General features: G+C 74.8%; 8 protein-coding genes and 1 tRNA gene. 5 read left to right on the top strand and 4 right to left on the bottom strand.

The window, feature by feature from the left end:
- Positions 1 to 21: 21 nt before the first annotated feature.
- Positions 22 to 94, top strand: a tRNA-Lys gene (locus IEZ03_RS25275).
- A 170-nt stretch (positions 95 to 264) separates the two neighbouring features.
- On the opposite strand, the gene IEZ03_RS25270 is transcribed toward IEZ03_RS25275, so the two are convergent.
- Entirely contained in the window at positions 265 to 948 is a 684-nt protein-coding gene (locus tag IEZ03_RS25270; protein ID WP_184887678.1) for a TetR/AcrR family transcriptional regulator, read from the bottom strand.
- 218 nt (positions 949 to 1,166) lie between these two features.
- On the opposite strand from IEZ03_RS25270, the gene IEZ03_RS25265 reads away from it, so the two are divergent.
- Genes IEZ03_RS25265 through IEZ03_RS25250 form a run of 4 tightly spaced genes read left to right on the top strand, consistent with a single transcriptional unit; the run spans position 1,167 to position 5,905 of the window.
- The gene (locus tag IEZ03_RS25265) at positions 1,167 to 2,420 is read left to right on the top strand and encodes an ABC transporter substrate-binding protein (protein ID WP_221480860.1); all 1,254 of its coding nucleotides are present in this window, start codon (positions 1,167 to 1,169) and stop codon (positions 2,418 to 2,420) included.
- Positions 2,421 to 2,440: 20 nt separating this feature from the next.
- A complete protein-coding gene (locus IEZ03_RS25260; protein ID WP_184887682.1) occupies positions 2,441 to 4,447 on the top strand; it encodes an ABC transporter permease in 2,007 nt (668 codons plus the stop codon).
- The gene (locus IEZ03_RS25255; RefSeq protein WP_184887684.1) at positions 4,437 to 5,198 is read left to right on the top strand and encodes an ABC transporter ATP-binding protein; all 762 of its coding nucleotides are present in this window, start codon (positions 4,437 to 4,439) and stop codon (positions 5,196 to 5,198) included. Before IEZ03_RS25260 ends, IEZ03_RS25255 begins: the two co-directional genes overlap by 11 nt.
- Positions 5,195 to 5,905, top strand: coding sequence for an ABC transporter ATP-binding protein (locus IEZ03_RS25250; RefSeq protein WP_184887686.1), 711 nt, complete (start codon positions 5,195 to 5,197; stop codon positions 5,903 to 5,905). The genes IEZ03_RS25255 and IEZ03_RS25250 overlap by 4 nt, the downstream gene beginning before the upstream one ends.
- 47 nt (positions 5,906 to 5,952) lie before the next feature.
- Here IEZ03_RS25250 and IEZ03_RS25245 read toward each other — a convergent pair whose 3' ends face one another.
- Genes IEZ03_RS25245 through IEZ03_RS25235 form a run of 3 tightly spaced genes read right to left on the bottom strand, consistent with a single transcriptional unit; the run spans position 5,953 to position 13,999 of the window.
- On the bottom strand, positions 5,953 to 7,455 hold the full coding sequence (locus IEZ03_RS25245) for a hypothetical protein (protein ID WP_184887688.1): 1,503 nt from the start codon (positions 7,453 to 7,455) through the stop codon (positions 5,953 to 5,955).
- Positions 7,455 to 11,312, bottom strand: coding sequence for a hypothetical protein (locus IEZ03_RS25240; RefSeq protein WP_184887690.1), 3,858 nt, complete (start codon positions 11,310 to 11,312; stop codon positions 7,455 to 7,457). The genes IEZ03_RS25245 and IEZ03_RS25240 overlap by 1 nt, the downstream gene beginning before the upstream one ends.
- Positions 11,309 to 13,999 (bottom strand): hypothetical protein, encoded by a 2,691-nt coding sequence (locus IEZ03_RS25235; protein ID WP_184887693.1) that lies wholly within the window; start codon positions 13,997 to 13,999, stop codon positions 11,309 to 11,311. Before IEZ03_RS25235 ends, IEZ03_RS25240 begins: the two co-directional genes overlap by 4 nt.
- Between the last annotated feature and the right edge of the window lie 10 nt (positions 14,000 to 14,009).

Here is a 14,009-nt window from a genome sequence, read left to right as displayed (position 1 = left end):
GGCCGGACCCCCCATCGACAGGCGCCGTTAGCTCAATTGGCAGAGCAGCGGACTCTTAATCCGCGGGTTCGGGGTTCAAGTCCCTGACGGCGCACCCGTACCGACCAGAGCATTCGCGGCGAGCCGTGAATGCTCTTCAGTCTTTCTGGGCCGTTCTGCCCACCCATGTTCGCTCGCCAGTCGCCCGCCGTACTCTCCGGCCTACGCCAGGCTCGTGTGCCCAGTGACGACCACGTCTGGACCGGGTGAAGCGGCTCAGGGCTGCTATTCGGCGCCGGGCCGCGCAGTGGTGCCGGAGCGGGACTCGGCGGTGCTCGTCAGTCCCAGCGACCGGATCCAGATCTTGTTGAGTGTGTCGATCAGGACCTCAGCGTCGTATTCGACGCCTTCGTACGACCATGCCATGACTATGCGCTCGACCATCAGCGTCAGGGCATGCGCGGTGTGCCGCGGGTCCAGGTCGCCGTACGCCATGCCGGCCTTCTGCCAGTCGGCGATGGCGCGCGTGACCCTGCTCTGGAAGTGCTCGGCGACCTCCTCCCACTGGGCCTTCAGCCGCTCGTCCTCGTCGCGCGCCTGATAGACGGCCTGCAGCACGCGGGCGTTGCGCCGGAACGCATTGACGTAGACCCGGTTGACTTCTCGAATGCGATGGACGGGGTCCTGTTGCGCGCTGATGCGGTCGGCCGCGATCCCGGTCAGCTCGGCGGAGATGCCCTTCATCAGCTCGTAGAGCAGATCGTGCTTGGACCGGTAGTAGTTGTAAAGCGTCCCCGACCCGACCCGCGCCTCAGTGCTGATGTCGGAGAGCCGGGCGCTGTGGAAGCCGTCCCGTTCGAAGACGACGCGCGCCGCCTCGCGCAGACGCTGCGGCGTGGTCTCGCGGCGCCGGTCGACACGGGTGCGGCCCCCGCTCGCTCCGCCGGTCTCGGCGGCGGGCTCGGGCACGCTGCACCTCGCTTCGATGATCGCTGAGAGTCACGATCTTACCAGCCACCGTGAGGGGGGCCGGGGTCTCCCGGCTCCGGCCAAAAACTGAGGTTGACCTCATTCTCAGTTTCTGGATACTTTCAGGCTCCGTGTGACGCGGTTAACACCCCCCTTAGCTGCGGGCCTGCCGGTTTCCCTGGTCCGGCCGCATGCGAACCAGCGAAGCGAGGCCGACGATGAACCTGGGTATGCACAAGGGCACGACTCTGCGCCGAGTCCTGCTGAGCGGTGGAGTGGGCCTGCTGCTCACGGCCGCCGCCGCCTGCGGAGGCTCCGACGAGCCGTCCGACGATCCGACCCTCACGGGCGCGCCGATCAAGGTCGGCCTGTTCAATCCGGACAAGGGGGCGGTGGCGGTCCCCGCGGTGAAGTCCGGGATGGACGCGGGCGTGAGCTACGTCGCCAAGGAACTGAAGGGCGTGCAAGGCAGGCCGATCGTGGTCGAGGCCTGCTCGGTCGACGGCACCCCCGAGTCCACCATCGGCTGCGCCAACAAGTTCGTCCAGGAGGGCGTCGTCGCGGCCTTCGACGGGTTCAACCTCAGCTCGAGCGCCGGCATCGCCATCCTGGAAGCGGCCAAGATCCCCCTGATCGGCCAGATCCCGTTCGACCAGACCACCGGTAGCGCGGCGTCCGGACGCGTCTACCTCGGTCCCCCCCAGGCCTCGTTCCTCATCGGCGCCCTGCAGGGGTTCAAGGCCGAGGGCAAGAAGTCGGCGACGCTGACGCTGGTGGACACCCCCGCCTCGCACAAGACCATCGACACCCAGCTGAAGCCGCTGGCCGGAGCCCTCGGGATCAAGGCGAACGGCCTGTACTACTCGCCCACGAACCCGAACTTCAGCGCCCTGGCCGCCACGATCGCCTCGACCAAGCCCGACGTCGCCGGCCTGATCGCCGCACCGAACGCCTCGACGTGCATCCAGCTGATCAAGAACCTGAGGTCGGTCGGCTACAAGGGCGACATCTTCGTCGCCGCGTGCATGGGCTTCATCAAGTCGGACCCGGCGAACGCCCCCGGGGCGACGCTGTACTCGTCGGTGTGGCTGCCCGGGACGGAGAAGCACGCGCCCAAGGAGGCGGTCGACAACCTCAAGGCGGCCACCGAGTACATCTCGAAGACCAGCGGTCCCGCCGACTTCTACGCCTACGCCCAGTTCGCCACCGTCGTGGACTTCGCCAAGGCTTTGTCGGCCGGGTCGTCGTCCGGCGAGCTGACCGGAGAGAGCGTGCTGTCCACGCTCAAGGGCCTCAAGGACTTCCCCACCTTCCTCGGAACCAAGATCACGTGCGGCAAGGAGAAGTCGCCGAACTGCACCACCCAGATGCTCCTGTTCTCGGTGCAGAAGGACCTCTCGCTCAAGCCCGTCACCGGCGACTGGATCACCCCCGCTCCGGAGATCATGGCGACCATCCCCGGCGCCAGCTGAGCACGGTACGCGAACCCTTCATGAACGATCTTCTGCAATTCGCCGTCCTCGGCTTCTCCACCGGAGCCGTCTACGCGGTGCTCGGGGCGTCGCTCGTCAGCATCTACGTCGCCACCGGCGTCATCAACTTCGCGCAGGGGTCGGTGGCGCTGTGGGCGGTGTGGCAGGTGGCGGGGCTCCGCACGAGCGGCGTCCTGGTCCTGCCGGTCGGCAGCGTCCAGCTGGGCTCCGGGCCGATGGACGTGTGGCCGGCGGTGCTGATCGGCGCGGTCAGCGGGCTGGTGTGGAGCCTGCTGGCCCACCTGCTGGTGTTCCGTCCGCTGCGCCGGGCCCCCGAGCTCGGGCAGGTCGTCGCGTCGGTCGGGGTGATGCTGTTCATCCAGGCCCTGATCCCGCTCCGGTTCAACGCCGAGGCCCTCGGCGCGGAGCCCAGCAGCCTCATCCCGCTCCCGACGCTGACGTCCAAGGTCATCATGCTCGGCGGCGCCTCGATCGCGGTCGGCAACCTGATCCTGGCCGCGGCCGCGATCGGGATCGCGCTCGCCCTGGCCGGCTACTTCCGGTTCACCGGGATGGGCGTCGCCACCAGGGCGGGCGCCGAGGACGAGCAGGCGCTGCGGCTGATGGGGTACTCGCCGGACCGGCTCGCCGCGTTCATGTGGGGCGCTACGGGCTTCTTCTCGGGGCTGATCGTGATCCTGGCGGCGCCGGCGATCGGCGGCCTGGACCCGACCAGCTACATGCTGTACGTCGTGCCGGCCCTGTCCGTCGCGCTCGTCGGCCGGCTGACGTCGATCGGGGTCGCCTGCGGCGCCGGTCTGGCCCTCGGCTCGGTCCAGCAGATCCTGCTCTTCCTGACGTCCAAGAGCTGGTGGCCGTCGTGGGCGCAGGCCGGCGTCGGCGACGCGATCCCGTTCGTCATCGTCGTGGTGGCGCTGTTCCTGCTCGGCCGCGGCATCCCGGAACGCGGCGCCCGTGACACCGGCGCGCAGGCGCCGGTGCGGGTGCCGCGGATCCGGCCGCTGTGGACCGCCGCGGCGATCGCCGGGACGGCGGTCGCCATCGTCCTCACCACGGGCCAGTGGCGCTTCAGCCTGGTGATGTCGATCATCCTGGCGCTGATCGCGGCGTCGATCGTGCTGCTGACCGGCTACCTGGGCCAGATCTCGCTGACCACGATGGCCTTCGCCGGCGCGGCCGGGTTCGCGCTCTCGAAGCTGACGACGAACGCGGGCGTCCCCTTCCCCTTGTCGATGCTGCTGGCGGCCCTGACCGCGACGGCCCTCGGGATCGTGGTGGGCGTCCCGGCGCTGCGGATCCGAGGCGCCCAGCTCGCGGTGGCCACCATCGCGGCGGCGCTCGCGATCGAGAGCTTCGTCTTCAACAATCCGGCGATGACGCCCTACACGGGCAACGTGATCGCGGATCCGTCCCTGTTCGGGTTCTCCTTGGCCGTCCGCGAGGGCACCGACCTCATCACGCTGCGGTTCTCCTTCATGGTCCTCGTGATCGTCGCGGTGCTGCTGATCGCCATGGCGCGGCTGCTGTCCGGGGCCACCGGGCGGGCGTTCCTGGCCGTGCGGTCCAACGAGCGGGCCGCGGCCGCGGCGGGCGTGAACGTCCCGGCGGTCAAACTGCTCGGCTTCGCGCTGGCGTCGTTCATGGCCGGAATCGGCGGATGCCTGATCGGCTACAGCCGCGGCCAGCTCTCGGCCGCCTCGTTCACCGTCCTCGTCGGCCTGGCCGTCCTGGCGACCACCTACGTCGGCGACATCACCCGCATCTCGGGCGCGGTCCTCGCGGGCGTCGCCGGCCCGCTGGGGCTGCTGTACCTGGTGTTCACCCAGACGATCGACCTGGGCCACTACTACACGCTCGTCGTGGCGGCCGCGATGCTGCTGCGCGTCGTCGTCTTCGCGCCGCACCGCGACGCCGTCCCCGAATGGCTCCTCGTCCGGCGCGCCCGGCGGGCCCCCGGACAACCGCCGGCCGCCGCCCACGCAAAGGAGCCCGCCGATGTCCGGTGAACCGAGCCCGCTGCTGCTCACCCGCGACATCTCCGTGCATTACGGAGGCGTCCGGGCCAACGACGAAGTGAGGATCGAGGTCGGCGCCGCGGAGATCGTCGGCCTGATCGGGCCCAACGGCGCGGGGAAGACCACCTTCGTCGACGCCGTCACCGGCTTCGCGCCCCACACCGGCACGATCGAGCTCGACGGCGTCCGGCTCGACTCGGTGCCCGCGCACCGGCGCCGCCGCCTGGGCCTCGCCCGGACGTGGCAGTCGGGGGAGCTGTTCACCGACCTCACCGTGGCGGAGAACCTCGCCGTCTCGGTCGATCCACCCGGGTTGCGGGGCCTGGTCGCCGACCTCGGCAGACGCCGGAAGCGGGCCGGCGAGGACATCCAGGAGGCCCTGAGCCTGGTGGGCCTGGAGGCGATGGCCGGACGCCGCCCCGACGAACTCTCTTTGGGCCGGCAGAAGCTCGCCGGCGTGGCACGGGCCCTGGTCGGCTCCACCCGCGTGCTGCTGCTCGACGAGCCCGCCGCGGGACTGGACACCGAGGAGAGCGCCGAGTTCGGGCGGGAACTGCGCCGGATCGCGGCCTCCGGTCCGGGCGTCCTGCTGATCGACCACGACATGACGCTGGTCCTCGACGTCTGCGACCGCGTCTACGTCATGGACTTCGGGAAGATCATCGCCTCCGGCGCGCCGGGCGACGTCAGCAGCGACGCCCGGGTGATCGCCGCCTACCTGGGAAGCCCGGTGACCCCGTGACCGAGACGACCGACGCACTGGAGATCCGCGGCCTCAGCGCCGGCTACCGCGGGGTCCCCGCCATCCGCGACATCGACCTGCGCGTCGCGGCCGGATCGATCCTGGCGCTGCTCGGCCCCAACGGCGCGGGGAAGTCCACCACGCTGCGCGCGGCCGCCGGTCTGCTGCCGGCGCTCGGCGGGACGGTGACCGCCGCCGGCTCGCCCGTCACCGGGAGCGTCGAGCGCGCCACCCGGGCAGGGCTGTGCCTGATCCCGGACAACCGGGGAGTCTTCCACCGCCTGACCGTCGCCGAGAACCTCCGGCTGGCCAAGGCACGCGGCGGCTCCGGCCCTGCACTCGACCGGTTCCCGCAACTGCGGCCGCTGCTGAACCGGCGCTGCGGCCTGCTCTCCGGAGGGGAGCAGCAGCTCCTCGCGATCGCGAAGACCCTGCTGCTCCGGCCGAGGGTCCTGCTCATCGACGAGATGAGCATGGGGCTGTCTCCGGTCGCGATCAGGCAGATCCTGCCGGAGCTGCGCCGGCTCGCCGACGAGGACGGCACGGCGATCGTGCTCGTCGAGCAGCACATCGACCAGGCGCTCAGCGTCGCCGACGAGGCGGTCGTGCTCCACCACGGCCGGGTGGTGCTGACCGGCCCCGCGGCCGAGCTCCGAGAGGACCGGGACCAGGTCCAGCGAGCCTACTTCGGCGACAAGGAACACTGACACGACCTCCGAGCCCCGGACTTACGAGCCGACGGCGGTGGAGGCGCTCAGATGAACGTGTCGTGTTGCAGCCGCATTGTGGGCGGGGCGGCGAGGGGGACGCGGCGGCGCTGCTGCCAGAGGACGGGAAGCCCGTCCGTGCGGCGGCCGAGCATGGTGCGGCGTTCGAGCTGGAGGCCGTCGGCGGGGACGGCGGCCGGTTCGATCCGGTGGATCCCCTCCTCGCCGCCGGGTGTCGGCCTGAGCAGTCCGCTGGCCGGGGGCGGCATGAGGACCCTGGTGGGGCCGGACAGGTCGGCCAGCCGCCCCTGCACGAGGCGGCGCGGCCGTCCCTCGCTCTCCTCGATGACGTACGGGTGCCAGAAGGGGGGCACCTCGCCGCCGGCCTGGTAGGCGTAGCCGGGCCGGCCGCCGTCCGCGGCCGGCGGCCCGGCGGGGGCCGGGCGGTCCGGTGTCGGCAGGTCCCGGCCGGCGATTCGCCGCTCGACCGCCCACACCAGGTTGGCGTCCTCGTCGACGCCCAGGTCGACCTGGTCGAGGACCGGTCCCGCGAGCGCGGCCGGGACGGTGGGCCACAGCACCAGCGAGCGCTGATCAAGGCCGGTGACGGCGAAGAGCGTCCAGCCGTCGTCGGGTGGTTCGACGGTCCAGCCGTCGCCGAAGGCATCGACCACGGTGACCTCGTGCAAGGTGAGGACGTGCCCGGCCTGCGAGGCGACGGGGAAGGTGAACCAGTCGCCGGAGTGCGAGCTGACCAGCTCGACCAGCAGCAGGGTCGCGAAGTGGCCGCGGTCGGGTCCGTACGCTCCGATGTCGGTGCGGGTCTCCTCGATCTCCCACCACCGCGGGCTGGGCGCGCCCGGGTACTGCACCCGGGACGCGAGGACGGGCACCGCCCGCGGCGGCCGGTCCGGTTCCGGTAGCGGCGCGTCGGCGTCGACCGACCACCAGTCCACCTCTCCGCCGTCGTGGCGGCGCAGGGTGAGCGTGGTGGCGCCGGCCCTGAAGTCGGCGTCGTAGGCGAGGTCGGTGGAGTTCCACTGGTCCCGGCGGACGACCCGGACGGGCGGTTCGGGGAACCACTCCTCGGGCAGGTCCAGCTCGACGCGCCGGGCGAACAGGACCTGGCCGTCGAAACCGGTGCCGTTCAGCACGTCATAGGGCACCGGCAGGCCGGTGAGCCGCAGCCGCTCGTCGTCGCCGGGCAGCGGGCGGCCCGCGTCGGCGGCGCGCTGCTCCACCGCGCGGCCGAAGGCGACGCGGCGGCCGGTGGTCCAGAAGTCGTCGGGCTCCGCCTCGATGATCGCCTCGGCGGGCACGACCCGCGGGTCCGTGCCCTCGGCCGCGTCGACCGCTCTGATCGGCACCTGCGCGGCCCGGTACTCGACCCGGACCGGAGAGCCGGCGTCCTCGCCGCGATGTTCGCCGAGCTGCCATTGCCGGCCGAGGAACCAGGCCGGGTCGGCGACCGGGGCGGCCAGCTCGCGGCCGAGGTCGGCGTCGGTGTGCAGCGGTTCGAGCCGGTGGACGATGTCGTAGCGGTAGGCCATCACTCCTCCAGGCGGGTGGCGGTGTCGCCGGTGGCGGGCACCAGCGGCAGCGGGGCCAGCCCGTCGATCTCGGCCAGGTCGGCCAGGGTGGCCGTCCGCGCCCGGGCGAGCTCGCGGGTCTCGGCGACGATGCCGACCAGGCTCGCCGCGTCGAGGTCTCGGGTGGGGTCGGGCGGGACGGCCAGGAGGATGGCCTGCGGGGCCCGCGCGGCGGGCGCGTTGAAGCCGAACGCGGCGGTGGTGTCGTGTTCGGCGCCGGGGATGGTCTCGGCGAAGCGGTCGAGCAGGCCGGCCGCGAGGGTCTCGCCGGGCGGCATCGCGGCGAGGTCGAGCCCGGGTGGCGCGTACACGGCGACGAGGCGGCGGGCGTCGCCGGCGTCCGCCTGCCAGGGGTCGGCCGGCCGGTTGCACCAGGAGGCGAGCCTCGCCCCGGCCCCGACCGGCGTGCCGGCGGCGAGCTGGAGCGCCTCCAGCCGGGCCAGCGGCGGGCGCACGGCGGCGATCTGGGTGAGCCATGCGCCGTCCAGGTCGCCGCTCTCGTGCAGTGCGGGCAGCGCGTCGCGCCGCAGCCGGCCGATGACGGCGATCTGCCCGGTGGCCGAGCCGAGGGCGGCGACGGCGGCGGCGAGCGCCGCGGCGTCGAGGCCCTCGGCGGCGGTGTCGCCGGGGGCGGCCGCGAGCCGTTCGGCGAGCCGCGCGTGAGCCCGGCCGGCCTGGTCGGCGGGCGGGTCGGCGGCGGCCGGATCCGGTTCCGGTGCGATCCCCCACCGGGTCGCGAGCCGTACCGCGGCGGGGTCGGCCGCGGCCAGCCGGCCGGCGAGCGCCTGCGCCGCCAGCCGGAGGTCGCGGAGCCGTTCGCGCAGTTCGGCGGGATCGGCCGCGGCCGGCGGGGCGCCCGTGGTCTCGGCCGCGTCGGCGGCCGCGGCCGGCACCCGCCCGATCAGGGCGACCAGGCGTACCGCCCGCTCGTAGCGGACGCTGCCGTCCCGGTCGGTGAAGTGCGCGGGGTCGGCGGCCTCCAGGCCGGGGACGGCGGCGAGGACGAGCCGTTCGAGGGTGCCGAGCGGAAGGGCGAGCGCCTCGGCCGGTTCGAGGTCCAGGTCGTCGAGGGCGACGGTCGTGGGCGGGCCGGACGGCGGGGTGATCCGCCATCGCCACAGCGGCGCGGCGCCGACGCGCGCGGCGACCAGCGCGGCGGTGGCGGCGTCGGCGAGCGCGGCGGGGCGTGCCGCCGCCCGGGCCGCCGGGTCGGCGGGCAGGGGCGGCGGGGCGGCGTGGGGCGTCACGAGGAGGCAGCTCGTCTCGACCGGGCGGCCCTCGCGCCGGGTCCGCAGTACCTCGAAGTCGGGCGGGCGGGCCAGGCCCGCGGCGGCGTCGAGCGCCGCGCCGGCCGTGCCGGTACGGCCTTCGACCACGTGGTGGACGGCTTCGGCGACGAGGAGGTCGGCGTAGACGTCGATGACCTCGCGCAGCCGGGCCAGTTCGTCCAGGGTGGCGGCGGGCAGGTCCAGCGCGGCCGGGTCGGCGGCCAGCACGCGCTGCCCGTCGCAGGTCCGCCGGCCGGCGTGCCCGGCGCGGATCGGGAAGCGCCGGCGCAGCTCGGTGATGGCGGCCGGGTCGCCGACGGCGCGTTCGACCTCGCGGCCGAGGGCCTCGGCGGGGTGGGCGCCGCGGCGGACCTCGTCGGCGAGGCGGGCCGCGCGGCGCGCCTTGGCCGAGGTGACGTCCATGTGCCAGCGCCCGGGTTCGGGGTCGTGGACGGCGCGGTCGCGGATCAGGGCGGCGGTGAGGGCCTGGGAGGGCGTGGCCGCGTGCAGGAGCCGCCCGGCGGTGGGTCCGGCCCGGCCGCGGCGCGGTTCGTCGACCCACCCGTACGCGCCGAGGCGGGGCGGCAGCGGCGCCGTCCGGGCGGCGATCCGCCGCCACCGGTGCCGGGCGAGGCCGGCCGCCCACGGGTCGATCCGGTGGGTGGCGCAGTCGATGACGGCGGGGAGCAGCCGTTCGAGGTCGGCCGGGGGGACGACCCGGAGCCGGCGGAAGGCCTCGGCGACGCGCCGGGCCGCGGCGCCGCGGCCGGTCTCGGCGGCCAGGTCGGCGGGGGTGACCGCGCGGATCCACTCCGACAGCAGCTGCGGGGGCGGCGGCAGGACGCCGACGTCGACCGCGACCGGTTCCAGCGTCCCCCGGGGGGCGCCCGGCTTCTCGCGGCCGACCTCGCCGATGGCGACCTGGAGCGAGCGGATCGCCAGGCGCAGCAGCAGGCTGCCGGTCGGCGCCTCGATCGCCTCCCCGACTCCCGCGGTGGTGGCGAAGGACGAGGGCGAGCGCGTGGCCAGGTCGAACAACCGCTCCAGGATCGTCCCCACCCGCATCTCCCCGGGCAGGCCGCCCGGCGTGACCGGAGGCAGCCGCAGCCGCCGTGTCGTGTTGCGGGCGCTGTAGCGGCGCCGGGGCCGCAGCCCGAGCTCGCGGGCGACCTGGTAGGTCTCCTCCCACTCGGCGAGCAGGTCCCGCCATCGGATCGGGTGGCCGGTGGCCAGCAGGGCCAGTAGCCAGAGCTGCATCGGGTACATGCCGCGCAGCGCGTATCCGGGTGAGGCCGGTGGCTGGGCCAGCAGCTTCAGCATCCTGTCGGCGGGGTCGGCCGCAGCGACCGGGCCGCGGCCCGCGGCGACGGCCGCGCGCGCCCATCGCGACCGCAGGGCGACGAGCGGCTCGCGCAGCGCCCCCATGAACGGCGGGTCGACGCCGTCCGTCTGCACCCAGTCGTTGAGGGAGGTCGCCGGAAGCACTCCGTAGGGCTGGCCGCCGATCCGGACGGCCGGGTAGGGCCCGAGCGGGTCGACGTCGCGGGTGGCCCATTCCGCCGCCGTCTCGACCGCCGCGCCGAGGCCCAGGACGTGGGTGAGGGTGTGCCCGAGCAGCGCCGGCCACATCCCGGTCAGCAGTTCGCCGGCCCATTCCTGGTGGCGTCCCGCGTTGCCGGGCAGCGGGCCGAGCAGGCCGGCGTCGCCGGTGAGCCCGAAGCTGACCTGCCGCTCGACGTCCTCGGGCGCCCGGTGCAGCAGCTCCAGCCACTCCCGCGGGTCGTCGCCCAGGCCGGCCGCCGGGGCGCCGTCGACGGTGTTGGTGGGGGTGCCGGGCGCGAGGAGGCCGAGCCGCCCGGCGTCGCGGTGTCCGGCGAACAGCGCGGCGGGCGTCGTGCCGGCCAGCCCGACCACGTAGAGCGCGGCGATGGCGTCGCCGGCCCGCTCGCCGAGCTCGATCTCGGTGGCCAGGCCGGCGATGACGGCCTCGTTCCAGGACTCCCACCAGCGTCGTTCGCTCGGCCGGTCCGGATCGTCCGGGTCCGGCTCGGGCGCGTCCAGGTCGGGCGGATCCAGCCGCAGCCGGTCGGCCCGCACGGGCATCGTCGCCGCGTGCGCCGGCGCCTCGTCCGCGAAGGCGATCCACACCTGCAGTTCCGCCGGGAAGTCCGCGATGGAGGTGAGCAGGGCGTCCTCGCGAAGCGCGGCCGGCCGGGCGGCGAGTCCGCCGCCGTCGCCGGGGGCCGGGGGGAAGGTGCGCACCAGCCAGGCCGCCCGGGCCGGTCCGTGCTCCGCGGCGAAGACCTGCCAGGCGGCGCGGGCCCGCGGGGTGTCGTGGTCGTCGCCGGAGGCCGCGAGGTAGCGATCGAGGCTGTCCAGTTCTTCGGCGGAGGCCAGCGGGTCGTGCCGGTCGAACCAGGGCTCGTCGGGGATCACCCGCACCCGGAGGCGGGTGCCGGTGAAACGGGTCTCCAGGCGCAGTGGCAGCAGGACGGCGCCCCCGGCGAGCACCGGGGGCGCCGCCGGGCGGGGGCGCCCGGGGCCGGTCATCGCGCACCCCCGGGTACGAGGAAGTCGCCCTGGATGAGGACGCGGGTCGGGTCGTCGAACGCGAGGACGGCGAGCTCGGCGCCGTCGCCGGTCGCGTCGATCTCGCCGTCCGGAACGTCGTTGCGGAACTGGTAGCCCGCCGGCGGCTCCTCCAGCGCCACCCACCGGCCGGTGATCTCCTCGGGAGGAACCCCCACGAAACCGAAGAAGGTCACGCCCGCGCCGATGCGGCCCTGGAACGTGGGCAGGGTGCGGGGCGCGCCGGGGTCCGGGGGCACGGTGAAGTCGGGCGGGCCGCCGCCGTGCCGGGCCGACACCAGGTACAGCAGCGTGTTCGGGTACCGCTGGAACAGCCGGCTGCGGAACACCAGGACGAGATCGGCCCCGGTCGCCGCGTCCGGCCGGTGCTGGGCGGCGCCGAGGGCGGTGCCGTCGTCCCAGTCCCGGATGCCGCGGATGTCGTCGACCCGGTCGCCGCCGGTGGTGTCGGCGCGGAACCAGAACGTCCGCACCGGGGTGCAGCCGCCGGCGGCCCGCAGGTTGCGCCAGCGCAGCTCCTCCAGCACGCGGGTGTTGAAACCGGTGAGGAAGGCGTCGACGAAGACCGGGTTGGTGCCCACCGCGATCACGGTGCCCTCGGGGAGGGTGCCGACGCCGGGCAGCAGCCAGTCGGGGGCCATCGCGGACAGCCGCCGCCAGACCGGCAGGTCGAGGTCCGGGCACGGCTCCGGCGGCGCCACCGCACCGGCCGGGTCGGCCGGGTCGTCGCCCACCGGGCCTGAGATGGTGCCGAGCACCCGCCGCCGGACGGGCGATTCCGGGCCGGTCGGATCGAACGCCGAGGCCAGCTCGGCCGCCATCCGGGTGAGGTCCAGCGGCCGGGACGGCGGCGGCTCCTCCCGCACGTCGCCGAGCTCGCCCATCAGCGAGCGGATGATCGGCGGGTGGTCGCAGTGGGTCTCGAAGCTCTCGGTCAGCCCCTCCAGCAGCGGCGCCACCTCCGCCTCGTCGAAGACGGGGTCGCTCTCGCCGGCGCCGGCCGCGGCGAGCAGGCGCGCCACCGACACCCAGGGCATGTCGCGCTCCGCGGATCGCTGCGCGATGGTGGCCTGCAGTTGTTCGAGGCGGACGCGGTGCCGGGGGAAGCCGGCCGGGTCCAGGGAACCGACCAGCCCCCGGAGCGCACCGGTGGCGATCTGCTCGGCGCCTCCTCTGGCGACCTCGCCGCGGAGCCGCTCGAAGTCGGGCACTCCGAGGCGTTCGCCGAACCCGGGCAGGCCGGCCTCGACGAACGGCACCGGCGGCGGGGGCCGGTTGGCGGCCGGGTTGAGCCGGGCCGGATCCACGACGGCCGGATCGGCCGCGGCGGTGCGCGCGGGCCCGCGGCGCAGCGCCCGCCGGGTGACCGTGGCGAACCACCCGGGCGCCAGCGGGCGGTCGGCGGCGGTGGCGCGCTGCGCGACCGGCCCGGACGAGGTCACCACTCGGCGCAGCGCCGGCCCGAGCAGCCACACCCGCCGGTTGGGCTCGGCCGGCAGCCGGCGCCGCCACAGCGCACCGGACGCGGCCAGGCCGAGCGAGAGGTGCCGCACCCGTTCCGCGGCGACGGAGAGCGCCCCGGCCTGCCGGGCGGCCCGGTCGGCCAGTTCCTCCTGCAGTTCCACGCCGAGCCTCAGTCCGAGCCCCGCCACGCCGCGGTGTCGCGGGTCGCCGTTGAGCGCCGCTCCCCAGACCGTCTCGTCCGCCCGGCCGGGGTGCCAGGCCGCGCCGTAGCCGGGCAGCCCGACGATGGGCCGCCCGTTCCCGTCCCGCGCCGGCGTGCGCAGCCGGGCGAGGTCGGCGGCGATCTCGGCGGGCAGCGGCTCGTCGGCGGCCCCGTCGGCCGGGGCCAGCGCGCCGCCCACGCTCAGCGGCGGCGCGGAGGGCAGCCGCGGGTAGCGCAGCGGCGCCCGCCCGATGGAGATCTCCTCCCGGTCCCCCTCCCGGGGCGGCTTCAGGCCGGTGGCCAGCGTCTTGAAATCGCCGCCCGGTCCGGTGCGGAACCGCCACTGCGCGTACTGCGGGAGCGTCAGGGGGCCGGTGGTGGCGTCGCTCCAGGCGTTGGCCAGTTCTCCGTCGACGACGACGAACGTGGGGACCAGCACCGCGAGGTAGCGGGTCCGCGGCTCCAGCGGCCGGAGCGAGAGCACCCGCGCGAGCCGCTCGCCGTCCGCGTCCTGCACGTGGGCCGCGAGCACCGTGCGGCCCAGCCGGTGGGCGCGCAGCACCGAGGTGCTCAGGCGCGCGGTCCTGCCGGCTATGACGATCTCGTCGTCGGTGCCGACCAGCAGGGCCAGCCACGGGCGCAGCCGGCGCTCACCGTTCGCCGGAGTCCGCTGCGGGGTGTACCGCCAGGGCAGCGCCGGATCGGCGAACTCGGCGAAGGGGCACTTGGGGGTCTCGGCGTCCGCCGTGCCGGGCGCCGGGAAGCGGGCGGTGACGGCCCCCGGCTGCAGCCCCCCGACATCGCCCGGCCCGGCCAGAAGCACCCGGAGCCGGGCGGTCGAGGCTTCGGTGACCGCGCCGGCGGCATCGGTGCTCTCGATCCGCACCGCCGCCTCGGCCCGTGCCCGGCCGTCCTCCACGGTGTCGATGAGCCGCCCGACGGCGGGACGCTGCCAGCCGTGGAACGTGATCGCAGTGGCCATGGTCGCGTGC

This window comes from Actinomadura livida, from assembly GCF_014648675.1.
Taxonomy (GTDB): Bacteria; Actinomycetota; Actinomycetes; order Streptosporangiales; family Streptosporangiaceae; genus Spirillospora; species Spirillospora livida.
Note: the sequence above shows the minus strand (reverse complement) of the source record. Positions and strands in the feature narration are given on the sequence as shown.